Origin of the sequence: Citrobacter sp. RHBSTW-00881 (assembly GCF_013728515.1) — a bacterium.
In the GTDB taxonomy this organism is placed as follows: Bacteria; Pseudomonadota; Gammaproteobacteria; order Enterobacterales; family Enterobacteriaceae; genus Citrobacter; species Citrobacter braakii.
This window is the reverse complement of the sequence record NZ_CP056269.1, coordinates 2,466,732-2,492,369: the sequence shown is the minus strand read 5'-3', so window position 1 is coordinate 2,492,369 and position 25,638 is coordinate 2,466,732. Positions and strand designations below refer to the sequence as shown.

Genomic DNA, 25,638 nt, shown 5'->3' with positions numbered 1-25,638 from the left:
GCCTCGATAAGCGCACTCCTCTTTTATTGGCTGAATCGAGGCCACACCGCGCCAGTACCGGCTGCATAAAAATGCTGAATTCTTGTTACCGGGGCTTTGCGGAACCAATCAATTGAATGTAGGATGCTCGGCCGGCAGTTTTCCCCCGTAACACAATGAAGGGTAAGGCTGTTTTCGCCGCAGCAGGTGCGGCAAAAAGGATGTTGTATTTTTGTCAGGTCAACAGGAATCGTAATGAACACAAACAACACGCAAGCCGCGGAACAACATGCGGCGAAACGACGCTGGTTGAATGCTCACGAAGAGGGGTATCACAAAGCGATGGGCAATCGACAGGTACAAATGATCGCCATTGGCGGCGCAATTGGTACCGGGTTGTTTTTAGGGGCAGGCGCACGCCTGCAGATGGCCGGCCCGGCTTTGGCGCTGGTCTATCTGGTATGCGGTATTTTTTCGTTCTTTATACTGCGCGCGCTCGGCGAACTGGTTTTACATCGCCCTTCCAGCGGTAGCTTCGTTTCCTACGCCCGTGAATTTTTAGGTGAGAAAGCCGCCTATGTGGCTGGCTGGATGTACTTCATCAACTGGGCGATGACCGGCATTGTCGATATCACCGCGGTGGCGTTGTATATGCACTACTGGGGCGCATTTGGCGACGTGCCGCAGTGGGTGTTCGCCCTCGGCGCGCTGGCTATTGTCGGCACCATGAACATGATCGGCGTGAAGTGGTTCGCGGAGATGGAGTTTTGGTTTGCGCTGGTTAAGGTACTGGCAATTGTGATTTTCCTGGTGGTAGGTACCGTTTTTTTAGGTACCGGAAAGCCGCTGGATGGTAACGCCACGGGTTTTCACCTGATTACCGACAACGGCGGCTTCTTCCCGCATGGCCTGCTGCCTGCGCTGGTACTGGTACAGGGTGTTGTTTTCGCCTTTGCCTCTATTGAACTGGTGGGTACCGCCGCCGGTGAGTGCAAAGATCCGCAAACGATGGTGCCGAAAGCAATCAATAGCGTTATCTGGCGTATTGGTCTGTTCTATGTGGGTTCTGTCGTGCTGCTGGTTCTGCTACTGCCCTGGAACGCCTATCAGGCGGGGCAAAGCCCGTTTGTGACCTTCTTTTCCAAACTGGGCGTGCCGTACATTGGCAGTATCATGAATATTGTGGTGCTCACCGCGGCGCTTTCCAGCCTTAACTCAGGGTTGTACTGTACCGGGCGTATTTTACGCTCCATGTCGATGGGCGGTTCGGCACCGAAATTCATGGCTAAAATGAGCCGTCAACAGGTGCCGTGGGCCGGGATCCTCGCCACGCTGGTCGTGTATGTTGTCGGGGTATTCCTGAACTATCTGGTGCCGTCACAGGTGTTTGAGATCGTGTTGAACTTCGCGTCACTGGGTATTATTGCGTCGTGGGGATTTATCATGGTCTGTCAGATGCGTCTGCGCCGGGCCATAAAAGAAGGTAAAACGGCAGACGTCAGCTTTAAACTGCCGGGCGCACCGTTTACCTCGTGGTTAACGCTGCTGTTCCTGGTGAGCGTACTGGTATTGATGGCGTTTGACTATCCAAACGGCACCTATACCATCGCGTCATTACCGCTGATTGCCATCCTACTGGTCGCGGGCTGGTTCGGCGTGCGTAAACGTGTTGCAGAGATCCACCGCACCGCGCCATAACGGCAGAAGGCCTGACAGGTTAATCCTTCAGGCCTTCTTTTTTAGTTCGCTTCAATCAACTGCGCTACGTCGTTGCTGTTAATTTCCCGCGCATTCCCATCCTGATCGGTATAACTGGTCATTCCCGTGTCTTTATCCAGTTTTGGCTTACCCTGGGTGGTGATGGTTTGTCCGCTTTTGGTCGTCATGACGTAATCGGTGGTGCATCCTGCCAATGTAAACAGCATTACGCCTGCACAAAGACAGATAAATGGCTTTTTCATAGTATTCCCGTGTTATTCAGTTAGCCGTTGAGGGCGTAGTGTAAGTCCCTGAAGTAGGTCAGGCTACTGGCCGGGTGTAACGAGGCGTATCGGGGGATTTAGAGAAGTGACAGGAGGGGTTTCCCCCTCCGGTTAATTACAGCGCAATACGAATAACATCGTCCGGCTGGGTGGCTTCCTGCTCGCGGGTGGACTTCTGTTTCACGCTCACGTACAGGGTTTTACCGTCGGCGGAGAGCGCCAGGCTATTCGGGAATGTTGGGGTCTCGAACGTTTTAACGACTTTATAGCTTTTCGCGTCGATCACGCTCACTTTGCCGGCCTGACGATGGGTCACGTAGGCCTCGTTACGCGCCGGGTTAAACAGCACGGCCAGGGATTCCGGCGCGGCGACTTTTGCCAGGACGTTGCCATTACGGGTGTCGATTACCAGCACTTCCGCCGCTTTAGAGTCGGTGACAAAGGCGCGGTTGCCCGCCGTGTCCAGACTCAGGTTGATGAAGAAATGCTCTTTTCCATCATCCAGCAGCTTTTTACGGCTGAGAATTTTGTTGGTGGTGGTATCGATAGTGATGAATTCACCGTCCGCATTGGCGGTGTACAGGCGTTTAGCCTTGCTGTCGACAGCCAGAGCGGTGCTCATTTTGCCGGTATTTTGAATGGTGTCCTTCAATTTAATGGCATCACCGTCCACCACCCAAATCACGCTCTCTTTACCAATACCGCTAATGTATACCGTGTTGGTGGCGTCATCGGCGACCAGCTCACGCGGCTGCAGCGGGCGAACGTCTTCAGAACGCTTACGCGCATCCAGCACCAGACGTCCTTTCACCGCGCCCGTTTTAGCATCCATTGCCGTCACCGCGCTGTTTACTGTGTTGCCGAACCACAGCGTTTGCGTGGCGTTGTTGATGGCGGCGCCAAACGGTTTGAGATCGTTATGAATAACCTGAGTCACTTCGAGGGTGACCGGGTCAAGACGGTAAACCACCCCGCCGGTATCCAGTTTGCGGCTCTGCGAGGTCGCCAGCCACAGCGCGTTCTCTTGCTGGCTGTACGCCATTTCATAGGCGCCTTTGCCCACGGCTTTGCGCAGCAGTTCTTCTGCAGCCTGCGTAGTAAAAGATGATGCAACGAGCAGTGAACCTAACAGTAAAGAACCACGCAGACGCGGCGAAAACAGATGACGTAAAGACATGACGACTCCCTTTGATAAATTCGTTTGTTACTGCTTCACATAGCTTCAATGAGCAAAATCATGGTTTTGCCCTTTTTAAGAATGAGAATAGTAATCATTATTCATCTCAAAGTGGAGCACTTCTTCACATATTGACTACAATCGTTGTCATTGCCCGAAAAATTAGCGCAATTCAGCAGCGCTAAAATTCATCTTTTATAAAAAAATTCACGCGCTTATCGCCGGTTTTACGGCGTAAGCATCATTAACTGGCCTTGTTCATGACGATTTTTGCATCCCGCTACACTGCACTTCCTGTTTCTTTACTGCCTGTCTTCCTCTCGCCTTATGCCGTGGCAGAAAGTGAGATAAACGATCAAACGCTGATCGTTAGCGCGACACCACAGTCCGTTTCTGAACTGGACACCCCTGCCGCCGTCAGCGTCGTTGACGGAGAAGATATGCGTCTGGCAACGCCGCGAATTAACCTGTCTGAATCCCTGACCAGCGTCCCTGGGCTACAGGTGCAAAATCGGCAGAACTACGCCCAGGATCTCCAGTTGTCGATTCGCGGATTTGGTTCGCGAACCACTTATGGCATCCGCGGCATTCGTTTGTATGTCGACGGGATCCCGGCAACCATGCCGGATGGGCAGGGTCAAACATCCAATATTGATATCAGCAGCGTACAAAATATTGAGGTTTTACGCGGCCCCTTCTCTGCTCTGTATGGCAATGCGTCTGGTGGAGTGATGAATGTCAGCACTGAAACGGGACATGAGCCGCCAACCATTGAAGCCAGCAGTTATTACGGCAGTTTTGGCAGTTGGCGCTACGGGTTAAAAGCAACGGGCGCACTGGGCGATGGCACACAGCGAGGGGATGTGGATTACACCATTTCAACAACCCGGTTTACCACCCATGGTTATCGCGATCGCAGCAGCGCACAAAAAAATCTGGCCAATGCCAAACTGGGCGTGCGCATGGACGATACGAGCAAACTAACCCTGATTTTCAATAGCGTAGAGAGTAAAGCTGACGATCCTGGTGGTCTTACCGAGTCGGAGTGGCAGGCCAATCCGCAGCAATCTCCCCGCGCTGAGCAATACAACACGCGAAAAACCATCAAGCAGACCCAGGCGGGGTTGCGCTATGAACGCCAGCTTAGCGCGAAGGATGATATCAGCATCATGACTTATGCAGGCGAGCGTGAAACCACTCAGTATCAGTCAATCCCGATGGCCCCACAGTTAAAACCGTCTCATGCCGGAGGCGTTATTACCCTGCAACGTCATTATCAGGGGATAGATAACCGCTGGACTCACCGTGGCGAGCTGGGCGTACCCGTGACCTTCACCACCGGTCTGAATTACGAAAACATGAGCGAGAACCGTAAAGGCTACAACAACTTTCGCCTTGATGATGGCGTGCCAGAATATGGTCAGAAAGGCGACTTACGACGTAACGAACGTAACCTGATGTGGAATATCGATCCCTATCTGCAAACCCAGTGGCAATTAACGCAGAAACTCTCGCTGGATGCCGGGGTTCGCTACAGTTCGGTGTGGTTTGATTCTAACGATCGCTATATTGCGTCTGGTAACGGAGATGACAGCGGTGACGCCAGCTATCACCAGTGGTTACCTGCCGGATCGTTAAAATACGCCATCACCGATGCCTGGAACGTCTACCTGGCCGCGGGACGTGGGTTCGAAACGCCCACCATCAACGAGTTGTCTTACCGCTCCGACGGCCAAAGTGGGATGAATTTTGACCTACAGCCTTCCACAAACGATACCGTGGAAATCGGCAGTAAAACGCGTATCGGCGATGGGCTGTTTACCGCAGCGCTATTCCAGACCGATACCGATGACGAGATCGTGGTTGACAGCAGTAGCGGCGGGCGGACAACCTACAAAAACGCTGGAAAAACCCGCCGTCAGGGAGGTGAGTTATCCTGGGACCAACGCTTTGCCGCAAGCTGGCGCGTAAAAGCTGCATGGACCTGGCTGGATGCGACCTACCGCAGCAACGTCTGTGGCGATCAAAACTGCAACGGCAACCGCCTGCCTGGCATTGCGCAAAACATGGGATTTGCTTCGCTGGGCTACGTGCCTGATGAAGGTTGGTATGCGGGAACTGATGTTCGTTATATGAGCAACATTATGGCCAATGATGAAAATACGGCGCAAGCCCCGTCCTATACCGTAGTGGGTTTAAATACCGGCTATAAATTTTATTACCGCAGTCTGATGTTCGACCTGTTCGGTCGGGTGGATAATCTGTTTGATAAGTCCTACGTCGGTTCGGTGATAGTGAATGAGGCAAATGGTCGATATTACGAACCGGCGCCAGGACGAAACTATGGCGTAGGAATTAATCTGGCCTGGCGTTTTGAGTAACACTGGCGGGAATGACTCCCGCCATCCGTTTTACGCATCGTCTGCAAGACGAATCACCACTTTACCGAAGTTTTTGCCGGTCAGCAGGCCGATAAAGGTCTGCGGCGCATTTTCCAGACCGTCGGTGATTTGCTCGCGGTAATGGATTTTGCCCTCTTTAACCCAGCGCCCCATCTCCCGCTGAAACTCCTGAATGCGGTGACCATAATCCTGACCAATGATAAAGCCCTGCATCCGGATACGCTTTTTCAGTAGCGTTGCCATCAGCAAAGGTAATCTATCGGGTCCGCCTGGAAGCGATGTGGCGTTGTAACCGCTGACCAGTCCGCACAGCGGAATGCGCGCAGAGGTATTGAGTAATGGCAGAACGGCGTCAAATACCTTGCCGCCGACGTTTTCGTAGTAAATATCGATCCCCTGCGGACAGGCTTTTGCCAGCTGTTGCGCAAAATCTTGTGCGTGGTGATCGAGGCAGACATCAAAGCCCAAGACCTCGGTGGCATGTCGGCATTTCTCTGCCCCGCCTGCAACCCCGATCACCCGGCAGCCTTTGAGCTTACCAATCTGCCCTACCGTTGCGCCAACCGGGCCGGTGGCGGCGGCCACAACCAGCGTTTCCCCCGCTTTTGGCTGACCGATATCCAGCAGCCCCATATAAGCAGTAAATCCTGGCATCCCCATCACTCCCAGCGCCCAGGAGGGATGTTCGGGATTATCGCCAAGCTTCACCAGCCCGTTACCGTCGGAGATGTCATAGTCCTGCCAGCCGCTGTAGCTCAGCACCCACTCGCCAGGCTGGTAATCAGGATGGTTGGAGGACACCACGCGACTCACGGTCCCGCCAACCATCACGCCGCCAATCTCTACCGGCGGGGAGTAAGACGGCTCATCGCTCATGCGTCCACGCATGTAGGGATCGAGGGAAAGAAAAATGGTGCGCAGCAAAACCTGGCCTTCACCCGGCGTTGCCACCTCATCGTCTTCAAGACGGAAGTTTTCCGGGACCGGCGCGCCATGCGGGCGGGAAGCCAGTACCCAGCGGCGATTGCGATTAGTCTGTTGACCCATGATGTGCTCCTCTGCTTTTGGCATGATTCCATCAATAGTAGCAGCCTGTGTCCGCCAGTTAGCTGACGACATGATTTAACCGCACAACCAGGTAAACGCAGGGGTGTGCGGTTTCATTGATAAACCGACAATCATTCGGTGGGCCAAGCTCCAGGCAATCGCCAGCCCGCATTTCATGACGCACGTCCCCTTCCACAAAGACCAATTCCCCCTGCTGTAGCCAGATAAGTTGTCTTGCCTGCACGTAGGAAGAGGCTGGCATCGGGATATCGCTTCCGGCAGGCAATTCTATCTGCACCAGATCAATAGGCAGATCGCTGCGCGGTGAAACGTGGCGGCGCAGATAGTGGCTTTGCGGGTCGTGCCAGACAGGCTGATCAGCGAAGCGCAGCAGCTTGCCCTCCTGCATTTCGGCCCGCGCCATCAGCATAGACATGCTGATACCAAAGGCACCGGAGAGCCTGCCCAGCAGCGTGGCCGTAGGGCTGCTCTCACCGCGCTCTATTTTATGGATCATCGCCCGCGACACGCCTGCGCGTTCAGCGAGTTCCGTGAGAGACCACCCGCGAGACTCCCGCTCAATGCGAATTCTTGCACCGATCCGTTGATTTATGCTGTCTTCAATAGTATTCATATTGTAATACTATAGTGAACAATCCCTGAGGTTCAACATGTCCATTCGATTTGCCAGCAAAGAAGACTGTGCCGCCATTGCAGAAATCTACAACCACGCGGTACTGCATACGGCGGCTATCTGGAACGATCAAACGGTCGATGCCGAAAACCGTATCTCATGGTATCAAGCCCGCCAGTTGATGGGCTATCCGGTGCTGGTGAGTGAAGAGAATGGCGTGATTACAGGGTACGCCTCCTTTGGCGACTGGCGTAACTTTGATGGATTCCGTCATACCGTTGAACATTCGGTATATGTCCATCCTGCTCATCAGGGTAAAGGCCTGGGACGAGCGCTGCTCAGCAGACTGATAGAAGAAGCCCGCGCGTGCGGCAAGCATGTGATGGTTGCGGGCATTGAGTCTCAGAATCAGGCGTCGCTGCATCTGCACAGCACGCTGGGTTTTAAAACCACCGCGCAAATGCCACAGGTTGGCACTAAATTTGGGCGCTGGCTGGATCTGACTTTTATGCAGTTGCAGTTAGACGATCGCCGCGAACCGGATGCCAGCAGATGAACCAGACGCTAACCCTCTCCTTTCTGATTGCCGCAGGTATTGGTCTGGTGGTGCAAAATACCTTGATGGTACGCATCACGCAGACGTCCTCGACGATCCTCATCGCCATGTTACTTAACTCGCTGGTCGGGATCGTGCTGTTTGTCAGCATACTGTGGTTTAAGCAAGGTATGGCGGGGTTTGGGGAACTGGTTTCCAGCGTGCGCTGGTGGACGCTAATCCCTGGCTTGCTGGGATCGTTCTTTGTTTTTGCCAGCATCAGTGGATACCAAAATGTGGGCGCTGCAACCACTATCGCGGTGCTGGTGGCCAGCCAGTTAATCGGCGGACTGGTGCTGGATATTCTGCGCAGTCATGGCGTACCGCTGCGGGCGTTGGTGGGGCCGGTCTGCGGCGCGGTGCTGCTGGTTGTTGGGGCCTGGCTGGTGGCGAGACGTTCGTTTTAATTGCGCTTATCCGGCCTGAACATGCAGGCCGGATAAGGTGTTACTTCGCCATCTGACCACAACGAATTAAAGGATTGTGCCGCCTTTGGTCAACTGTTCGCGACGGGTTTCCATATCCTCTTTATGCTGACGGCCATGATGTGCGATAGCCGTACGCAAACGCTGTTGCTGGGTGTAACGTTCTTCCCGGCTCAGCACGACATCATCGCTGAGTTCAATCAGCAATTCATTCATATGCGTAATGACGCTCTCTTCAATGGCGGCATCAACACGTGCGCTGACCTCATCCAGATGCGACATAACCTCTCCTTAACTCATTAATTTAATTTTGCTTTTGAAAAATCGCTGCCCATCAGGCTAACGCTGTATCCGCTGACGTTGCTGCGCGTCGCGTAAAACGTTTTCCCGTTTGCCAACGCAATCCACGGAGCCTGCTGGTAGAAAATTTCTTGCGACTGCTGGTAAAGCGCGGCGCGTTCTTCCGGTTTACTCACCAGTTTCGCCTTTTGAACCAGCGAATTATACTCTTTATCGCACCAGCGCGCGGCGTTAGATCCGGTTTTAATGCTGTCACAGCCCAGCAGTACATCGGCGAAGTTGTCCGGATCGCCGTTGTCTGACATCCAACCGAACAACGCGGTGTCATGCTCACCTTTACGCATTCCGGAGAGATATTCGCCCCACTCGTACGACACAATTTTCGCCTTCACGCCAACCTTCGCCCAGTCGCTTTGGATCATCTCGGCAATCCGTCGGGAGTTCGGGTTGTATGGGCGCTGAACCGGCATTGACCACAGCGTCGCTTCAAAGCCGTTTTCAAGTCCCGCCTGTTTCAGCAGATCTTTCGCTTTTTGCGGGTCGTAAGCGTAATCCTGCAGATCTTTATTGAACCCCAACATATTCGGCGGAATTGGCGATTTTGCCACCGTACCGGAACCTAAAAAGACGGCGTTAATAATGGCCTTTTTGTCTGTCGCGTAGTTAAGCGCCTGACGCACCAGCACGTTATCAAACGGTTTTTTCTCGGTATTAAACGCCAGATACCCGACGTTCAGCGCTTCAACCGAATGCAGCGTCAAATCTTTATTCTTCTTAATCTCATCAAACTGTACGGGCGCAGGTGCCGGAATTATCTGGCATTCATTGGTTTGCAGTTTCGCCAATCGGGTCTGAACGTTTGGCGTGATTGAGAAGATTAGGTGCTTCGTGGGGACGGCGCCGTCCCAGTAGTTGGGGTTGGCGAGATAGCGGATTTGGGAATCCTGCTTGTACTGCTGCAACACGTATGGCCCGGTGCCAATTGGCCAGTTATCGACGTTTTCCGGGGTGCCTTTTTTCAGCATCACGTCGGCATATTCCGCAGAGAGGATGGAGGCAAAATCCATTCCCCAGTCGGCAAGAAACGCGGCGTTAGGTTCATTAAGGATAAACTGAACGTGATAATCATCGACCTTCTTCACTTCTTTAATCAGTTTATCCAGACCGACATCGTTGAAGTATTCGTAGCTTCCCTGAGAAATTTTGTGGTATGGATGATCGGCATCTTTCTGTCGTAATACCGAGAAAACCACGTCATCAGCGTTGAAGTCACGGGTTGGTTTGAAGAATTTATTACTGTTGAATTTCACGCCCTGACGCAGGGTAAAAGTGTAGGTCTTACCGTCCGGCGAAATCGTCCAGTCCGTTGCCAGAGACGGAACTGGCGTATTTTTTACCGGATCAAAATTGATGAGTCGGTTGTAGAGCACCTGTGAGCTGGCCACAAACGATGGACCGGAACTGGCGATTTGCGGGTTAAATGACTCTGGCGACGCTTCTGAGCAGTAAATGAGAGTGTCGGTATTGGCCGCGAACGCCGCGCCTGATGGTAAGACGGCGCTGAGCGCCAGCGCGAGTAACGTTTTCCTTGCAATCATGGTTATAAGCCTTCTTATTTTATTATTAACCGGGATATCAGAGCATAGCTGACAAAAACTGACCAATAACAAATCACTATCAGGTTATTCTAATCCGGTGTATTTTGCTGAATAATTCATCACCCTAAGCGAATTAATTTCCCTTAAGTCTTTTTCAAAACGTCAAGATTTTTCCCGGCACTCTATGCCATGAAAATTCGCCCCTTTTTGCCTCTCTTCCACCGTTTGCTCGTTTTTATAAAACGTAAAGTAGATACGTGAAGAAGTCTAAGGGGTAACAACGTGGCAAAAACTCTCTTGCGCAGCGGCAATTTGGATGACTATCAGGCCGTGGGCGGCGGTGGTCAGGCCGTGTTTGATTCAGCATTGCAAATTCGTGAAACGCTTCGCCTGCGTAAACAGCAGGCGATGGTGGATTGTCTGGCGATCCCACAAATTAACGACAACGGCGATCGCGTTGACTGGTATTCGCCGATTGAAGGGAAAGCCGTTGCATGGAAAGCCGCTGATGAAGAGGCCCGTTTTCGTGCGCTGCGCTATCTGGGGAGCACGCTGGAAAATGCGGCGGCGCTGAGCCGTAAAAGTCTGCAATCGGGTAAAACCTCCCTGCAACTGTTTGGCTCACTGCTGGAAAAAGCCATCCAGTTTCCTGGTGAGAATCACGTGTTTCTGGTTGAAGGTAAACCCGTTATTACGTTCTGGGGTTTCGTCAATCTGAATGAAAATCCTCGCGACGATGTGCTCGATTGCCTGCGCCTTGCCGATATTCCTCCGGTCGTCACCGTAGCGGAGCCTGAGCCGGAAGAAGAAATCACTGCCCAAATCACCTTCGCCGAGGCCGAGGCGCCTTTGTTGACTCCAGTCGTTGAGCTACCTAAACCAGCTGAACCTGAACCACAACCCCCGGTCGTTGTTAACGAACCGGAAGTCTCGCCGCCGCTCGCACAGAAGAAACCCGCACGCCGCCTGCCGTTGTGGAGCCTGCCCGTTGCCGCGGTGATCATTGCAGCCATGGTTGGGCCGCTGCTGTGGAAGCAACAGCCCACCCCGCCCGTACCCGCTGTTCCCCCTGCAGACGTCGCTAAGGCAGATATAGCACCGCTGCCAGAACTGACATCTGCACTGCCGCTGCATCGGGCTGAAGTGGTTCCGGTCGCCAAAAAAGAAAAACCTGTCGAGGGACCGGTCGTGATCGCCGCGATTCCGAAAGATGCGCTGGTGATGGATGCCAACCAGATGAAGGCAGGAACGACGCGTTTTCTCAACGGTAACTGGCGCGTAATGGTTGATGTTAAAGATCCGGTTAGCGGTAAAGCGCCGTCGCTGCGCTATCAGATACAGGCCAATAAAGGTACTGCGCGCGTGGTTCATGGCGACAATATTGTTTGTCGTGCCGAGATTTTCTCCGGTTTGCATCAGTCAGGTGAATTAATGATTAAGAGTCGCGGAAATGCCCGTTGTACGGACGGGTCACGTTATCCGATGCCGGAAATTACCTGCAAAGCGGGAACCAATGACGTCGCCGCCTGTACCGCACGTTATGACGATCACGCGGAAATCCCTCTGACGATCAAAAAGATAGGTGCCTGATTTTATGTTGGTGAATCTGTGTGACTACAAACAGAGCGTGACGCTCATCGCCAATAGCGGTGTGCAATTTCTGGATTTTGGCCTGACGCCGCAGGAATCTGCGCATCATGGCCGCTTTGTGCGCAAAACGGCAAACGGTCCCCTGCTGCGGCTGGATTTCGATCTGACAACCGGACGTTATACCTTACCAGGCAGCACCGGCGGTCAGCCCGAAGTGGTGAAGCCGGAAAGCACCCAGAAGCTGCATTATTCGCTGGACGTGCTCGACGGTGTCTGGCTGCCGCTGCCGTTCCTGCGCTTTAATCCGCCGCGTACGTTCGTTGAAGGCCCGGACAACTGGGCGCGCGTACAGGTGCGAAAGCTGGGGCAACCTGACAGCGCGGGCAACACCCACCGCGTCACCGTGGCGCTGGACAGCCAGCTCACTGAAAATGCCCCTGCGGCGTTAACCCCCAACGAAAATGACCTGCTGAACGGTACGCGATTTGCGCTGGCCTGGCATGACAACGAAATTGCCGATTTCCTCGACCAGACCTGGATTGACGGCTGGTTGCGCGAATCCTTTATGCATCATGTCACACAGCATGAGAACCGCTCAGAACAAGAGATCCAGCAGGCGCTGCGTAACTTTGAATATCAGGCGCACTGGCTGAATGTGCTGACCCTGTTAGGCGAGCAGCTTTCCGTCCCGGAAGTGAAACTGGTCACGCATACCCTCAGCACGCCCGCCATTCCCGTTGATCTTATCCTGGATATCGGTAACACCCATACCTGTGGCGTCCTGATTGAAGATCACGGGGATGCCAATGACGGACTGCGCCAGACAGCCGAATTGCAGGTGCGTTCGTTAAGCGAGCCACAGTTTCTCAACGATCCGTTGTTCACCAGCCGACTGGAGTTTTCCGAAGCACGTTTTGGTAAGCAGCACTTTTCCGTGGAGAGCGGTCGTGATGATGCCTTTATCTGGCCGTCGATTGTCCGCGTTGGCGATGAAGCCCGAAAGCTGGCGATGCAGCGCATGGGCACTGAAGGCAGCAGTGGGATCTCCAGCCCGCGCCGTTATCTGTGGGACGAAACGCCGGTGTTGCATGACTGGCGCTTTAGCCAGATGAATGGCAAAACCCAGCGCGAACCACTGGCTACCGCCTTCCCGCTGATGAACCTGATGAACGATGACGGGCAACCGCTGTTCAGCCTGCCGCAGGATGATCGTCTGCCGGTATTCTCACCGCAATACAGCCGCAGTACGCTGATGACGCATATGCTGTGCGAAATACTGGCCCAGGCGCTGGGGCAAATTAACAGCGTGGCGACGCGTTTGCGCCTCGGATTCCCGGCATCTCCTCGTCAGTTGCGTACGCTGATCCTGACCCTGCCGTCGGCGATGCCCAAACAGGAGCGCGAGATTTTCCGCCTGCGCATGTTTGAAGCTATTGCGTTGGTCTGGAAAGCAATGGGCTGGCACCCGCAGGATGAAGACTTCACCACCCGTAAACAGCAGGAAAAGAGCGTGGTTCCCGTACCTGAGATCCAGATGGAATGGGATGAGGCCAGCTGCGGGCAACTGGTGTGGCTGTATAACGAAGCTATCTCTCACTACGATGGTCACACCGAATCGTTCTTTAACGCCCTTGCCCGCCCGGACCGTCTGCCGGAGCCTGGTGAGACTAAAGGTCGTGCGCTGCGCGTGGCATCGATCGACATTGGCGGCGGGACAACGGATATGGCCGTCGTCCATTACCAGCTTGATGACGGCGTGGGTACAAACGTCAAAATTACCCCGCATCTGCTGTTCCGTGAAGGCTTTAAGGTTGCGGGCGATGATATGCTGCTGGACGTTATTCAGCGTTGCGTGTTGCCTGCGCTGCAAACCCGCCTGCAACAGGCTGGCGTGACCGACGCCGCCGCATTGCTGGCTACGCTATTTGGCGATTCCGGGCGCATCGACACCCAGGCGATTTTGCGTCAACAAACGGCGTTACAACTCTTTATGCCGCTCGGTCATGCGGTACTTTCAGCCTGGGAACAAAGTGATATTAACGATCCGGTAGCGGGTCTGCATGCCACCTTTGGCGAACTCCTGAGCCAGCAACCAACGCGCAACGTACTGAATTACATCCAGCAGGCTATCGATCATGCGTTACCTGCGGGATCGCCAGCGTTTGATGTGCTGAGCGTGCCGTTACAGGTGCAGTTCAGGCAGTTACAAGAAGCGTTACTGGCGGGCCAGTTTACCCTGACCTCCCCACTGCACGCGGTCTGTGAGGCCATTTCACACTATCGCTGCGATATTTTATTAGTGACCGGCAGACCCGCCTGTTTACCGGGCGTACAGGCGTTGATCCGCCATCTGCAGCCCGTTCCGGTTAATCGTATGATCTGGATGGATAACTACCGCGTACATGAGTGGTATCCGTTCAGCCAACAAGGGCGGATTGGTAACCCCAAATCCACCGCAGCAGTTGGTGCCATGTTGTGTAGCCTGGCGCTGGATCTACGCTTGCCGCGTTTCAACTTTAAAGCTGCCGATATCGGCGCTTACTCGACCGTACGTTATCTCGGCGTGTTGGATAATACGGTCAATACGCTGCGTGATGAGAACATCTGGTATCACGATATCGATCTGGATAAGCCCGGCGCGAAACTGGATGCCCGCCTGCACTTCCCATTGCGCGGCAACGTTACGTTAGGTTTCCGCCAACTGGCCAACAGCCGTTGGCCTGCCACACCGCTGTATACGCTCAGCATAAATTCTGCCGAACTGGCAAAAACCATCGCCGGAGATGGCGTGTTGAATGTACGGCTGCAGCTACGCGGTGGTAGCAAAGAAAGCGGCCCGGAATTCTTCGTACTGAGCGATGCGTGGTTACAGGATGGCACTCCCGTTGCCGCCAATGCCTTAACGTTAAAACTGAATACGCTGGCAGACCGTCGCCATAGCGGGAGCCATTACTGGATTGATAGCGGGAGCGTGTACCTGAAATGAGTAAGATGTTAAACACCGCGCAGGCCGCCATCGAGTGGGTAACTGATACCCGTCAGCGTGCGGCGCGTCTTGATGATGAAGCGGATGCCCTGTTGGCGCAGCTCACCCTGGCCGCCGTTAATGAATCTGCGTTGAAGACGACCTTTTCATCGCGAGGATGCGTTGGGCTTTACGGACATTCGCAATCGGCAAAAGCGCACCTGCTCACAGCATTGTGCAGCAACGCCAATGGCAAAGTGAATATCGTTACCCCGGATCGCAGCTTTGATTACTTTTCACATATTAATCCTGGTCATGCGCCAACCAATATGGCGATCCGCTTTACGCGTGATGAAAATCCGCTCGATGGTGAATGGCCGTTGCGCCTGCGGCTACTCAGTGAAGCCGAACTGGTACAGCTATTTATTACCCAGTTCTGTGCGCTTGCGGACAACCGCCAGGTCGAGAAATCGATTATTGAGGCGCGCCTGGAAAAATGGCAAACGTTGCGCCAGCGTCATCCGGTGCCGGGCATTACCGCGCATGATGTCGCGGCAATTGGTCGTTTCTGGCGCGCCTGCGTACCGGCCAGACAGCAGCAATTTGACGACGCGCTATGGCATCAGTTTGCCACGCTGCTACCCGCTCTGGATCTGACTACCCGGGCAAACGCCTGGGCGTTACTGTGGGGAGAACAACCAGAGTTGACGCAACAGTGGTTGGCGCTGGCGCATACGCTGCAACAAACCGGGAGCGCGCAAGAACTCGCGGCTCCGCTGAGCCTGCTGGTTGACCATTTTGGTTTACCTGCCGAGAGTTTCCTGACTCAGGTAGCATTAAACGGAAATGAGGCGCAAAGCGATGTGGTGGTTCATCCAATAGAAAATGATCAGTTGCTCAATGCGGTCAGCCTTTCTCAGGCTTCGCTGGCGCTGCTCACGCGCGAGCTGGTCCTGACGGTTGAAGACGCGGTACTGGAGAATGTCGATCTGCTGGATATTCCCCTCGCCCCGGATGTTCATCCCCATCCATTGTGGCAGGCCAAATTAGGCTGGATGCTGGAACATTATCGCCAGCATCTGCAACCGGATGTACTTTTAATCTGTAATGCGGTATCTACCCGCTCCCAGACGCCCGCCATCACCCGCAAGCTGCTGGGCTGGGTTAACGACACTCAGCCCGTACATGACGCCGCATTGCCGGGAGTGGTCTGGGCCATTACTCCGCAGGATGCGCGGTTTAGCACTCAGCAAAATCTTGATGAATCTGTGCAGCAATTAATGGGCAAGCCCGGACTGCACTGGGGCACGCTGCAGGCGCTGGATAAACACAGCTTACAACGCCTCGTCGAATGGCTGACTCAGGCAACCTCGCCCCAGCAACGCCAGGCGAGATTGACCTCCCTGCGTGAGCAGCACCAGCAGCGTGTACGCGAAACCCTGATCGGCTGGATTAATCCCGTTGAAACCGAATCGGGTAGCAATGAGTCGGTGATCCGCCAGCTCCAGGCCCAGGCGGCAAAGCATGGCGAACTCCTGGACGGTTTGCTCCCACCGATGCGCCTCTTTGAGTCGCTGCTGCGTGTTCAGCAGCCGCGCGAGGAACAGGTGAGCGGATTATTTAATGAAGAGATTGACCTGTTTGCCGAGGTGCGTGACACACCGCACTCGCCGGAAAGCAAAGAGACCGGGTATCAGGCGCACAAAATGTGGGTTAACCACGTGCGCCAGTGGTGTCGCGATGAAAATAATGCGCGCCGATTACGTCTCGAGCCGCGTACGCTAAGGCAGGTTGCTGATATCCTCGTTACCACCAGCTATCGGCTGGAGATGCCGCAACGCTTACAGCGCATTATGCAGCGAGAAAACGTCTGCGCCGCGCAGCTTCACGCCGATATTGGGGATTTTATTACCTGGCTTGGATTTGCCAGCGTGGCAGAGGAACAGCGTCCAGCCAGCAGGATCCAAAAAGGATCGGCTATTTTTAGTGCCCCGGCGCAACAGCCGATGTTACGGTTGACGAAACTGGATGAACAACCTTCGCATGGCGCAAGCCGTTACGTTTACGACTGGCTGGTCGCTTTGTATACCCGCGCCAATGAAAACGTGGGATATCAGCATCCGCAGGATGTTTGCGCAGCCGACAAAAAACGATTAGATGCCCTGCTTTCCTCCTGAAACGGCGTTTACGCCGTCATCAGAAGAGAGAAAACATTAACGCGACGGGAAAACTCATCGGCCAGGTCGCCCCGACTAATACCGCGCTGAGAAAACGAATCCGCTTTTTATCGCGGGAAAGAAACCAGGTGATGATTGCCGTGATAGCGGCCATCACCGCATAAAAAACCAGCATTTTTTGGTACAGAGACATGTCAGGCATCCGGGCCGAAAGGTAAAATCGCGCGCAATATGCTCTTTTTCATGACCCACATCAAGTTTTATTAATTATTTTAAGAGAAACGCCGGTAAAACAAGCCGTTTTCATTATGTTCAGAATTCGTACTATTGCGGATAGTTATAACCCGTACTATACCCATAAGGGTTAAAACGAAAGGTGGCACAAATGAATGTTTCCAGTAAAACTGTGGTGCTGATAAATATATTTGCTGCTGTAGGACTTTTCAGTCTGATTTCCGCAAGGTTTGGCTGGTTTGCTTGATGTCGTTCTTCTTGATTAATTGCAGCGTCCGCTGGCAGAGAGGCTCTTCTCTCTGCCATTAGTACACGATTTTCCCACTCTCCTGCCACCCGGTAAATTATCCTTAGTATGTAATCCCCCTAATCCTTCTGCGGCATTATATTGCCCGCATAACGGCTCGGTGTTGTGCCGGTATGCTGATGGAAAAAAGCGATAAAAGCACTGTCACTGACAAATTCCAGATATTGCGCCACCTGGCTGATCTGCCCCCCGTCAGCCAGCATCTCCATGGCTTTTAATAGTCTAAATTGCTGCCGCCAGCTCTGATAATTCATCCCGGTATCCCTGGTAAATATTCGACTGATCGTCCTCTCGCATGCCCCAACCCGTTGGGATAATTGATTTAGTCGTGGTGGCAATTCGCCCATACGTACTCCTTCAAGCCACACGTTCAGCCGTGGATCTGAGGGAAACTGCAACGTCCAGTTTTCACTGTGGGCGGCCCGCATTTCCTCACAGAAAACGGTGATAAGACTGGCCTGCTGCGCGGCAGGCATTTCCCACCGCCAGAAAGCCATACGTTCTATTACTTCAAAAAAGAGAGGATTAACGTCGACTATCTGCAGCGGTAATTTAGATAACGGCAATGTAGTTGAAAAATACAACGAACGATAAGCCATCACCCCGCGCATTATGGCGCGATGTACCGTACCAGCCGGGATCCAGACCGCGCGCCGTGGCGGTAGCAGACACAGGGCATGCTCCAGCTCAATCGTAATGCTTCCCGCTGCCGAAAAAAGTAGCTGATGACGAAGATGGCTATGCCGGCCGGAATCGTGTACGCCCATCTCGGAGGCAATCCCGATTACCGGTTTATCAAAGCTATCCGCATCGAAATCATCATCCGGGGCAATTTCCATTATCTGTCCGATATTTGATATTTAAAGTCTTGATAATGGTAATGCGACACCTCCTTTTCAGCAATAATGCCCGCCAGTTTTCTGTCTTTCTGGATATTGCTATGAACACTCTTCGCCGCCCGCCGCTGTGGCTTCTTACTTTGCTGATTATGTTTCCGCAACTGGTGGAAACCATTTATAGCCCGGCATTGCCAGGGATTGCCACGTCTTATCACGTAAGCAGTGAGCGCGCGGCCCAAACACTCTCCGTTTATTTTATTGCCTTCGCCATCGGCGTGGCGATGTGGGGTTGGCTGAGCGACTGCATCGGTCGACGTTGGGCGATGCTGGCAGGACTTATCTGCTATGGGTCAGGTTGTGCCCTGGCCGTGGTTGCCACTGACTTCAGCGTTTTGCTGCTGGCGCGGATGATCTCAGCCATCGGCGCGGCTGCCGGGTCAGTGGTGGTACAGACCATGTTACGGGACACTTATGAATCAACTGCGCTATCCCGCGTCTTTTCCGTGATGGGCGCTGCGCTGGCATTGAGTCCCGTTTTCGGCCTGCTAAGCGGAGGTTGGTTGGTTAGCCTGTATGGTCATACCGGTGTATTTATTGCCCTTGTGCTGCTGGCGCTGCTACTGCTACTACTGACTGCGACCATGCTGCCAGAAACCCGTCCCGAAAATACGCTCAGCTCCAGCCTTGCTGCACTGCTCTCCCGCATGATGCGTGACCGCGAGCTGTGGAAAAATACCATGCTGGTCGCGCTGCTGAATACCATGCTCTTTAGCTATTACAGCCTGGCTCCGTTCCTTTTCGGGCAATTGGGATGGAGTTCCAGAGCCTTTGGCTGGACGGGGGGACTACTTGCGTTTGCTTCGCTGTCGGGCAGCCTGCTGAACCGGAGATTATTGACGACAGACCTGACATCGGAACAGAGGGTACGTTATGCCTGTGCGCTGGCAGCATTGTCAGGCCTCGCCGCGTGGTGGTTACAGCACTCCGCGTGGATTCTGATACCGGTTTTCGGCGCGGTGATTGCCTATGGCATCGCGATCCCTAATGTGCTGAGTCAGGCCCTACGCCACTATCGTGAACAGGCCGGGGCCGCCAGTGCATTATTCGGATTAAGCTATTACCTGTTGCTGGGAATGATGCTGGGGGTGGCAGGCATGGTGCAACAACTGGGGCTGGTTCTGAGCGTCTGTGCGCTACTCGCCTGGATTTGCAGCTTGCGCCGCGGATAACCGGATGACGTTCCTCCTGACATTAAGCTGTAATGCTTGCCAGTTAACGAGGATGAGTGGCACATACGCAGGTAATGAATCTGTTGCCTCCGGCGTATTGCTACGTTCACCTTATGTTTGTCACATCTCTGAGGCAATACGACCTGTGAACGTGTTAAGGGTACTATCGCCGTACCCTTAACAATCCCGGCTCCCGGCGGGAAAATTGCCACTTCGTGGTCCCCTCCGTTTATTCCTCCAGGCTACCGGGCCGGGCGCGAGGAAACTTCCCTGTAAAACGCGCCCTGAACCCGCATCCCTGCGGGTTCTCCCGGCCTTCCGGAAACACGTCGGCAATTTTCAGCCGGACCAGCCCACACCTGACCACCTGCGTTTTTATTGGAATATATCTGAACAGCAAAACAGATTTAACTGGAAGTCAGTGCGTTGCAGCGATGACCCCGTTCCGGCTGAAAATCGATGAGCCGTTGACGGCTGACCGGGTCTGCCCGCAGGGATGCGGCGGTAAGCCTCTCTTGCACGTTCACGGGTGTCTGAGCTTCAGAAAAGTGATACCACTGAGGTGAACGGAACCCTGAGCCGAAATCACATGTTCGCCGTAATGCTTAATTGACAAGCATTACGACATTAAGCCGGGGCTTTGTTGTATAAATTAGCCTGACCTCGCGGATATTTCCAACTTACCGCCGTCCGATGGCGACGAGGCCAGTGGCGCGAATAATATAGACACACGTTTGCCAGTATTTAGCTATCCGTGCCGCATTTATCGCTCGCGCTTAAGATATTACTCATGCTTGATCATGACATGGCGAACAATCGTGTAATCTTCCAGCCCGTAAACCGACATATCCTTGCCATAACCAGACTGTTTTTGTCCGCCGTGCGGCATCTCGCTGACCAGCGTGAAGTGGGTATTGACCCAGGTGCAACCATACTGCAGGCGAGCGCTAAATCGATGCGCGCGCCCCACATCCCGAGTCCAGACGGAGGATGCCAGGCCGTATTTCGAATCGTTAGCCCACGCCAGTACCTGATCTTCATCCTCAAATACGGTGACGCTGACCACCGGACCGAAAACTTCCCGCTGCACGATAGCATCTTCCTGTTTCGCCCCGGCCAGCAGCGTCGGAGCAAAGTAGTAGCCTGCGCCGTCCACTTTTTTACCACCGGTGATGACTTTGATATGCCCCAGTGCTTTGGCTTCATCGACCGCTTTAGTCACGCGATCGAGATGCGCCTGCGAGCTTACCGGCCCCAGCTCCGTCGATTCGTCATTCGGTGCACCGATTTTCAGGCTGGCAACCGCGGCCCCCAGTTTCTCAACCAACGCGTCATAAATGCCTTTCTGGGCATAGATTCGACAAGCGGCGGTACAGTCTTGTCCGGCGTTGTAATACCCAAATGTTCGCACGCCGCTCACCACTGCATCCAGATCGGCATCATCAAAAATGATGACCGGGGCTTTGCCGCCCAGCTCCATATGTGTGCGCTTAATCGAAGGCGCGGTGTGCTGGATAATGTGTTCACCGGTCGCAATGGAGCCGGTCAGGGAAACCATCCGGACTTTTTCATGACCGGTCAGCGGGTCACCCACCGTTTTGCCACGGCCAAACAACACGTTGATAACGCCAGGCGGATAAATATCTTTGGCAAATTCTGCCAGTTTAAGTGCCGTTAGCGGGGTAATTTCTGACGGTTTAATCACCACACAGTTACCCGCCGCCAGCGCCGGTGCCAGCTTCCACGCCGCCATCATCAGCGGGTAGTTCCACGGCGCGATAGAGGCCACCACGCCCAGCGGATCCCGACGAATCATCGACGTATGCCCTTCCAGATACTCTCCAGCCGCCTGTCCTTGCAGGGTACGAGCTGCCCCGGCGAAGAAGCGGAAAACGTCGACGATTGCCGGAATTTCATCGTTAAGGACACAGTGCAGCGGCTTACCACAGTTAAGCGATTCCAGCTCAGCGAAGGTTTGCGCGTTATCGGCGATAGCATCCGCCAGTTTCAGCAGCAGTTCGGAACGGACTTTCGGTGTGGTTTGTCCCCAGGTGGCAAATGCGCTGTCTGCTGCACGTACCGCCGCATCAACCTGCCCGGCTGACGCCTCGGCAATCTCCAGAATGCGTTCTCCAGTGGCAGGGTTATAGACTGGCTGCTTTTCACCTTCACCGTTGACCAGCTCGCCATTAATCAGTAATTGATGTTGCATAGCAATTTCCCATATCGTCGTTTATTTACCGTTTCCGGCGAGAGTGTCGCCTTCACGCGTTAGCCACCAGGCCCCTAAAATTGGCAGTGTTGTCACCAGCATTACCAGCAATGCCACAACGTTGGTGACAGGCACATCTCGTGGTCGACCCAGTTGATTGAGCAGCCACAAAGGAAGTGTTCTTTCATGTCCGGCGGTGAACGTTGTCACGATGATTTCATCAAACGACAAAGCAAACGCCAGCATCCCTCCCGCCAGCAGTGCCGATGCCAGGTTTGGCAGCACGACATAACGAAAGGTTTGCCAGCCGTTGGCGCCAAGATCCATAGACGCTTCAACCAGACTCCATGAGGTACGGCGAAAACGCGCCACGACGTTGTTAAATACCACCACCACGCAAAACGTCGCATGGCCGACCACGATGGTGAGAAAACCGGGTTCCAGATTGATAGTTTTAAACGCCGTCAGTAGCGCCAGACCGGTAATAATCCCCGGCAGCGCGATCGGCAACAGCAGCAACAGCGATATTGCGCTTTTACCAAAAAAGTCCCTGCGCCACAGTGCGGCAGCGGCCAGCGTCCCCAGAACGAGAGCAATGGCCGTCGACAATGCAGCGATTTTAAGTGACAACGTCACCGATTCCAGAATATCGCTACGTTGCGCCGCAACGCTAAACCACTTCAGCGTTAACCCCTGTGGTGGAAAACTAAAAGCAGCCTCCTCAGTATTAAAAGCATAGGTGGCGATGATGAGGATGGGAAAGTGCAGGAAAATAACCCCGCCCCATGCCGCCAGTTTGAGTAACCAGGGCGCGCGTTCAGAGTGCATCGAAAGCTCCCAGACGCTTCACGAACGCCAGATACAGTGCGATTAACACAATCGGCACCAAAGTAAATGCCGCCGCCATCGGCATATTGCCGATCGCCCCTTGTTGCGAATACACCATATTGCCGATGAAATAGCCTGGCGGCCCCACCAGTTGCGGCACGATAAAATCGCCCAACGTCAGAGAAAAAGTAAAGATCGATCCTGCCGCGATACCGGGTATCGCCAGTGGCAGGACCACATAGCGGAAAGTCTGATGCGGACGAGCGCCCAAATCAGCGGAGGCCTGTAAGAGCGAAGGCGGAAGTCTCTCCAGCGCGGCCTGTACCGGCAGGATCATAAACGGCAGCCAGATGTAGACGAACACCAGAAAACGCCCTAACCCTGAAGTCGACAACGTATTGCCGCCGACCGCAGGCAGCGTCAGGAACGAAAGCAGCAGAGGCTCCAGTCCCAGATGAGTTAAAAACCACTGCGCCACCCCGTCTTTAGCCAACAGTAACGTCCATGCGTAGGCTTTAACAATGTAGCTGGCCCACATCGGCAACATCACAGCAATGTAAAAAAAGGCTTTCATTTTGCCACTGGTATATCGCGCCATATACCACGCCATCGGAAACGCCAGAATCGCGCTGGCAATGGTGACTGCCACCGCCATCGTCAGGGTACGCAAAATGATGTCGTAGTTGGCGGGATTAAACAGCGCCTGCAAATTCGCCAGCGTCAGGTCGGGCGTGACCGACATGGTGAAATCATCGAAGGTATAAAAACCTTGCCACAACAGCGTCAGTAATGAGCCGAAGTAGACGATCCCAAACCACATCAGCGGTCCGAGGAGCAGCAAAAACAGCCCCAGACCTGGATTACGCCAGAAGAACCCTGAGATCCGGTTCAGACTTGTCGACTGTGGAGGCGAATGTAAGACATTCATAGCCATTCACCTCTCCTCAACCAGCGGTACCATCACGTCGCGTGACCACGATGCCATCACCTGTTGACCCGGCGACAGCGTTGTCGGCAGCATTTCTCCCGTCAGGTTCGCCTGGCTAACCAGCAATTTTTCACCGCCGACAAGTTTCAGCTCAAAACGTGTCGCCGCACCCTGGTACTGCACAGCCTGGATAACCCCCCGGGCCTGGACTTCGCCACTGCTATCATTCAAGCGAATGTGTTCCGGACGCAGGGAAAACATACCCTGTAGCCCGCAAACGTTCGCTGACATCGTTTCATCAAAAACATTTGACGTCCCGACGAAACTTGCCACAAACGGTGTGCGCGGACGCATGTACAGTTCACGCGGAGAATCCACCTGTTCGATGCGACCATTATTAAACACCGCCACACGATCGGACATCGACAGGGCTTCACCCTGATCGTGGGTGACAAAAATGAAGGTGATACCCAGGGATTGCTGTAACTTTTTCAGTTCCAGCTGCATCTGCTCACGCAGCTTAAGATCCAATGCCCCGAGCGGTTCATCCAACAGCAGGACGCGCGGTTCATTGACCAGCGCGCGGGCAATCGCCACGCGTTGCCGCTGGCCACCGGAAAGTTGCGATGGTTTGCGTTCATAAACAAAACCGAGCGCAACCTTATCCAGTGCTTCACGTGCTTTAGCGTGACGCTGTTTTTTATCAATACCTTTGACCATCAGCCCGTAGGCGACATTGTCGAGAATCGACATATGCGGGAATAGCGCATAATCCTGAAATACCGTATTGACGTCCCGTTCCCAGGGCGGCAATTCGCTGGCCTGCTTACCAAAAATGGTGATTGCGCCGCCTGACAGTTGCTCAAACCCTGCAATAAGGCGCAGACAAGTGGTCTTGCCGGAGCCGGATGGCCCCAGCATAGAGAAAAACTCACCGTCGTTAATCGCAATACTCACCCCATCAACTGCACGAACATCCCCGTACAGACGCGAGACGTTATGAAACTCCACTGCGTACGTCATAAAACCCCCAGCGGAATTAACGACCGCCCATAATGGCGATGTAATCCTGCGTCCAGCGACTGTAAGGAACGAATTTGCCACCTTCTGCGATCGGCGTTTTCCAGAAGGCAATTTTGTCAAAGTAGCTATAGCCGTTGGTTTCACAGCCCTTTTCACCCAGCAGCGGGCTGGCTTTACAACCTTCAGGCACGACTGGCAGAGAACCAAACCAGGCTGCGACGTCGCCCTGAACTTTCGGGGTTAATGACCAGTTCATCCATTTGTAAGCGCACACCGGGTGTTTGGCTTCGCTGTGCAGCATGGTGGTATCAGCCCATCCGGTAACCCCTTCTTTTGGGAAGACCGTGGCAATAGGCTGACCTTCTCCTTTCAGGGCGTTCGCCTGATAAGGCCAGGCGCTGGACGCCACCACACCTTCGTTTTTGAAGTCGCTCATTTGCACGGTAGTATCGTGCCAATAGCGATGGATCAGCGCGTGTTGATCGCTCAGGACTTTGATCACCGCCTGATACTGTTGTTCGGTGAGCTGATAGGGATCGGTAATGCCCAGTTGCGGCTGAGTCGCCTTAACGAATAATGCAGCATCAGCAATATAGATCGGGCCATCGTAGGCTTGAACGCGCCCTTTATTGCTTTTTCCGTCCCCAAGTTTTTGCTCAACAAATACCACGTTCCAGCTATCCGGCGGTGTTGGGAAAATTTTGGTGTTGTACATCAGCAGGTTTGGCCCCCACTGGTACGGTGTGCCGTAAACTTTTCCGCCAACGTTGAACCACTCGCCTTTTACCACGCGCGGATCGATGCTTTTCCAGTTAGGGATCAGCGCGGTATTAATCGGCTGAACGCGTTTTCCCATAATCAGACGCAATGAGGCATCACCGGAAGCGGTAACCAGGTCGTAGCCGCCTTTTGCCATCAGGCTGACCATTTCATCAGAAGTGGCCGCTGTTTTAACATTGACCGCGCAGCCGGTCTCTTTCTCAAACTGCGAGACCCAATCATATTGTTTATCGGTCTGTCCACGTTCGATGTAGCCCGGCCAGGCAATAATATCCAGACGGCCTTCCGGTTTATCTAAGGATGTCGGGGGTTCGGCTGCCTGTGCAGTCATCAGCGTCATACTGAGTGCGCACAGGCTACTGAGGGCAAACTGCTTGCTCATAACGT

At 53.8% G+C, this 25,638-nt stretch carries 22 protein-coding genes; 9 read left to right on the top strand and 13 right to left on the bottom strand.

The features are described from left to right. The first annotated feature begins 234 nt into the window (after window positions 1-234). Window positions 235-1,677, top strand: coding sequence for an L-asparagine permease (gene ansP / locus HV311_RS11895; protein ID WP_047358134.1), 1,443 nt, complete (start codon window positions 235-237; stop codon window positions 1,675-1,677). A gap of 41 nt (window positions 1,678-1,718) precedes the next feature. Here ansP and HV311_RS11890 read toward each other — a convergent pair whose 3' ends face one another. Both HV311_RS11890 and yncE read right to left on the bottom strand, forming a co-directional pair. Further along, window positions 1,719-1,940 carry a YgdI/YgdR family lipoprotein gene (locus tag HV311_RS11890; protein ID WP_003020157.1) on the bottom strand — a complete coding sequence of 74 codons (222 nt, stop codon included), beginning with the start codon at window positions 1,938-1,940 and terminating at the stop codon, window positions 1,719-1,721. 136 nt (window positions 1,941-2,076) lie between these two features. Then, window positions 2,077-3,138: a 7-bladed beta-propeller protein YncE gene (gene yncE / locus HV311_RS11885; RefSeq protein WP_153690361.1), complete on the bottom strand. Its 1,062-nt coding sequence runs from the start codon at window positions 3,136-3,138 to the stop codon at window positions 2,077-2,079. Between the two features lie 260 nt (window positions 3,139-3,398). Here yncE and pqqU point away from each other — a divergent pair, with 260 nt between their 5' ends. After that, window positions 3,399-5,519 carry a TonB-dependent receptor PqqU gene (gene pqqU, locus HV311_RS11880; RefSeq protein ID WP_191221127.1) on the top strand — a complete coding sequence of 707 codons (2,121 nt, stop codon included), beginning with the start codon at window positions 3,399-3,401 and terminating at the stop codon, window positions 5,517-5,519. A 30-nt stretch (window positions 5,520-5,549) separates the two neighbouring features. On the opposite strand, the gene HV311_RS11875 is transcribed toward pqqU, so the two are convergent. Further along, window positions 5,550-6,587 (bottom strand): NADP-dependent oxidoreductase, encoded by a 1,038-nt coding sequence (locus tag HV311_RS11875; RefSeq protein WP_016156570.1) that lies wholly within the window; start codon window positions 6,585-6,587, stop codon window positions 5,550-5,552. 58 nt (window positions 6,588-6,645) lie between these two features. Further along, entirely contained in the window at window positions 6,646-7,221 is a 576-nt protein-coding gene (locus tag HV311_RS11870) for a helix-turn-helix domain-containing protein (RefSeq protein WP_046275593.1), read from the bottom strand. A 37-nt stretch (window positions 7,222-7,258) separates the two neighbouring features. Between HV311_RS11870 and HV311_RS11865 the strand changes: the two genes are divergently transcribed. Beyond that, entirely contained in the window at window positions 7,259-7,777 is a 519-nt protein-coding gene (locus HV311_RS11865; protein ID WP_016156571.1) for a GNAT family N-acetyltransferase, read from the top strand. Further along, a complete protein-coding gene (locus HV311_RS11860; RefSeq protein ID WP_016156572.1) occupies window positions 7,774-8,223 on the top strand; it encodes a DMT family transporter in 450 nt (149 codons plus the stop codon). Before HV311_RS11865 ends, HV311_RS11860 begins: the two co-directional genes overlap by 4 nt. A 66-nt stretch (window positions 8,224-8,289) precedes the next feature. On the opposite strand, the gene HV311_RS11855 is transcribed toward HV311_RS11860, so the two are convergent. Both HV311_RS11855 and HV311_RS11850 read right to left on the bottom strand, forming a co-directional pair. Beyond that, window positions 8,290-8,523 (bottom strand): YdcY family protein, encoded by a 234-nt coding sequence (locus HV311_RS11855; protein ID WP_016153143.1) that lies wholly within the window; start codon window positions 8,521-8,523, stop codon window positions 8,290-8,292. A gap of 17 nt (window positions 8,524-8,540) precedes the next feature. Continuing rightward, entirely contained in the window at window positions 8,541-10,139 is a 1,599-nt protein-coding gene (locus tag HV311_RS11850) for an ABC transporter substrate-binding protein (RefSeq protein ID WP_016156573.1), read from the bottom strand. A 282-nt stretch (window positions 10,140-10,421) separates the two neighbouring features. On the opposite strand from HV311_RS11850, the gene HV311_RS11845 reads away from it, so the two are divergent. The 3 genes from HV311_RS11845 to HV311_RS11835 are packed head-to-tail and all read left to right on the top strand — an operon-like array spanning window position 10,422 to window position 16,871. After that, window positions 10,422-11,729 carry an SrfA family protein gene (locus tag HV311_RS11845; RefSeq protein WP_191221126.1) on the top strand — a complete coding sequence of 436 codons (1,308 nt, stop codon included), beginning with the start codon at window positions 10,422-10,424 and terminating at the stop codon, window positions 11,727-11,729. A gap of 4 nt (window positions 11,730-11,733) precedes the next feature. After that, window positions 11,734-14,715, top strand: a complete 2,982-nt coding sequence (locus HV311_RS11840; RefSeq protein ID WP_181599232.1) for a virulence factor SrfB — start codon at window positions 11,734-11,736, stop codon at window positions 14,713-14,715. Continuing rightward, window positions 14,712-16,871: a virulence factor SrfC family protein gene (locus HV311_RS11835; protein ID WP_151222649.1), complete on the top strand. Its 2,160-nt coding sequence runs from the start codon at window positions 14,712-14,714 to the stop codon at window positions 16,869-16,871. The genes HV311_RS11840 and HV311_RS11835 overlap by 4 nt, the downstream gene beginning before the upstream one ends. Before the next feature lie 19 nt (window positions 16,872-16,890). Here HV311_RS11835 and HV311_RS11830 read toward each other — a convergent pair whose 3' ends face one another. Then, window positions 16,891-17,064: a GhoT/OrtT family toxin gene (locus tag HV311_RS11830; protein WP_016153148.1), complete on the bottom strand. Its 174-nt coding sequence runs from the start codon at window positions 17,062-17,064 to the stop codon at window positions 16,891-16,893. A 192-nt stretch (window positions 17,065-17,256) separates the two neighbouring features. Here HV311_RS11830 and yncL point away from each other — a divergent pair, with 192 nt between their 5' ends. After that, window positions 17,257-17,352: a stress response membrane protein YncL gene (gene yncL, locus HV311_RS11825; protein ID WP_071524268.1), complete on the top strand. Its 96-nt coding sequence runs from the start codon at window positions 17,257-17,259 to the stop codon at window positions 17,350-17,352. A 119-nt stretch (window positions 17,353-17,471) separates the two neighbouring features. On the opposite strand, the gene HV311_RS11820 is transcribed toward yncL, so the two are convergent. Continuing rightward, on the bottom strand, window positions 17,472-18,251 hold the full coding sequence (locus HV311_RS11820) for an AraC family transcriptional regulator (protein WP_191221125.1): 780 nt from the start codon (window positions 18,249-18,251) through the stop codon (window positions 17,472-17,474). Between the two features lie 101 nt (window positions 18,252-18,352). On the opposite strand from HV311_RS11820, the gene HV311_RS11815 reads away from it, so the two are divergent. After that, window positions 18,353-19,480: a multidrug effflux MFS transporter gene (locus tag HV311_RS11815; RefSeq protein WP_191221124.1), complete on the top strand. Its 1,128-nt coding sequence runs from the start codon at window positions 18,353-18,355 to the stop codon at window positions 19,478-19,480. 784 nt (window positions 19,481-20,264) lie between these two features. On the opposite strand, the gene patD is transcribed toward HV311_RS11815, so the two are convergent. Genes patD through ydcS form a run of 5 tightly spaced genes read right to left on the bottom strand, consistent with a single transcriptional unit; the run spans window position 20,265 to window position 25,633 of the window. Beyond that, window positions 20,265-21,692: an aminobutyraldehyde dehydrogenase gene (gene patD / locus HV311_RS11810; RefSeq protein ID WP_016156580.1), complete on the bottom strand. Its 1,428-nt coding sequence runs from the start codon at window positions 21,690-21,692 to the stop codon at window positions 20,265-20,267. A gap of 21 nt (window positions 21,693-21,713) precedes the next feature. Beyond that, on the bottom strand, window positions 21,714-22,520 hold the full coding sequence (locus HV311_RS11805) for an ABC transporter permease (protein ID WP_003020204.1): 807 nt from the start codon (window positions 22,518-22,520) through the stop codon (window positions 21,714-21,716). Then, a complete protein-coding gene (locus HV311_RS11800) occupies window positions 22,510-23,454 on the bottom strand; it encodes an ABC transporter permease (RefSeq protein WP_016153152.1) in 945 nt (314 codons plus the stop codon). Before HV311_RS11800 ends, HV311_RS11805 begins: the two co-directional genes overlap by 11 nt. Next, window positions 23,455-24,471, bottom strand: coding sequence for an ABC transporter ATP-binding protein (locus tag HV311_RS11795; protein ID WP_016153153.1), 1,017 nt, complete (start codon window positions 24,469-24,471; stop codon window positions 23,455-23,457). Window positions 24,472-24,487: 16 nt separating this feature from the next. Next, complete coding sequence (gene ydcS, locus HV311_RS11790; protein ID WP_016153154.1) at window positions 24,488-25,633, bottom strand: putative ABC transporter substrate-binding protein YdcS; 1,146 nt, start codon at window positions 25,631-25,633, stop codon at window positions 24,488-24,490. Between the last annotated feature and the right edge of the window lie 5 nt (window positions 25,634-25,638).

Excerpts from the sequence above, each read along its gene's own strand:
- ansP (WP_047358134.1), top strand. The coding sequence starts at position 235 with ATGAACACAAACAACACGCAAGCCGCGGAACAACATGCGGCGAAACGA.
- ydcS (WP_016153154.1), bottom strand. The coding sequence starts at position 25,633 with ATGAGCAAGCAGTTTGCCCTCAGTAGCCTGTGCGCACTCAGTATGACG.
- HV311_RS11820 (WP_191221125.1), bottom strand. The coding sequence starts at position 18,251 with ATGGAAATTGCCCCGGATGATGATTTCGATGCGGATAGCTTTGATAAA.
- HV311_RS11855 (WP_016153143.1), bottom strand. The coding sequence starts at position 8,523 with ATGTCGCATCTGGATGAGGTCAGCGCACGTGTTGATGCCGCCATTGAA.
- HV311_RS11795 (WP_016153153.1), bottom strand. The coding sequence starts at position 24,471 with ATGACGTACGCAGTGGAGTTTCATAACGTCTCGCGTCTGTACGGGGAT.
- HV311_RS11800 (WP_016153152.1), bottom strand. The coding sequence starts at position 23,454 with ATGGCTATGAATGTCTTACATTCGCCTCCACAGTCGACAAGTCTGAAC.
- patD (WP_016156580.1), bottom strand. The coding sequence starts at position 21,692 with ATGCAACATCAATTACTGATTAATGGCGAGCTGGTCAACGGTGAAGGT.
- HV311_RS11830 (WP_016153148.1), bottom strand. The coding sequence starts at position 17,064 with ATGTCTCTGTACCAAAAAATGCTGGTTTTTTATGCGGTGATGGCCGCT.
- yncL (WP_071524268.1), top strand. The coding sequence starts at position 17,257 with ATGAATGTTTCCAGTAAAACTGTGGTGCTGATAAATATATTTGCTGCT.
- HV311_RS11865 (WP_016156571.1), top strand. The coding sequence starts at position 7,259 with ATGTCCATTCGATTTGCCAGCAAAGAAGACTGTGCCGCCATTGCAGAA.
- HV311_RS11815 (WP_191221124.1), top strand. The coding sequence starts at position 18,353 with ATGAACACTCTTCGCCGCCCGCCGCTGTGGCTTCTTACTTTGCTGATT.
- HV311_RS11870 (WP_046275593.1), bottom strand. The coding sequence starts at position 7,221 with ATGAATACTATTGAAGACAGCATAAATCAACGGATCGGTGCAAGAATT.
- HV311_RS11890 (WP_003020157.1), bottom strand. The coding sequence starts at position 1,940 with ATGAAAAAGCCATTTATCTGTCTTTGTGCAGGCGTAATGCTGTTTACA.
- HV311_RS11875 (WP_016156570.1), bottom strand. The coding sequence starts at position 6,587 with ATGGGTCAACAGACTAATCGCAATCGCCGCTGGGTACTGGCTTCCCGC.
- yncE (WP_153690361.1), bottom strand. The coding sequence starts at position 3,138 with ATGTCTTTACGTCATCTGTTTTCGCCGCGTCTGCGTGGTTCTTTACTG.
- HV311_RS11805 (WP_003020204.1), bottom strand. The coding sequence starts at position 22,520 with ATGCACTCTGAACGCGCGCCCTGGTTACTCAAACTGGCGGCATGGGGC.
- HV311_RS11860 (WP_016156572.1), top strand. The coding sequence starts at position 7,774 with ATGAACCAGACGCTAACCCTCTCCTTTCTGATTGCCGCAGGTATTGGT.
- pqqU (WP_191221127.1), top strand. The coding sequence starts at position 3,399 with ATGACGATTTTTGCATCCCGCTACACTGCACTTCCTGTTTCTTTACTG.
- HV311_RS11840 (WP_181599232.1), top strand. The coding sequence starts at position 11,734 with ATGTTGGTGAATCTGTGTGACTACAAACAGAGCGTGACGCTCATCGCC.
- HV311_RS11850 (WP_016156573.1), bottom strand. The coding sequence starts at position 10,139 with ATGATTGCAAGGAAAACGTTACTCGCGCTGGCGCTCAGCGCCGTCTTA.
- HV311_RS11835 (WP_151222649.1), top strand. The coding sequence starts at position 14,712 with ATGAGTAAGATGTTAAACACCGCGCAGGCCGCCATCGAGTGGGTAACT.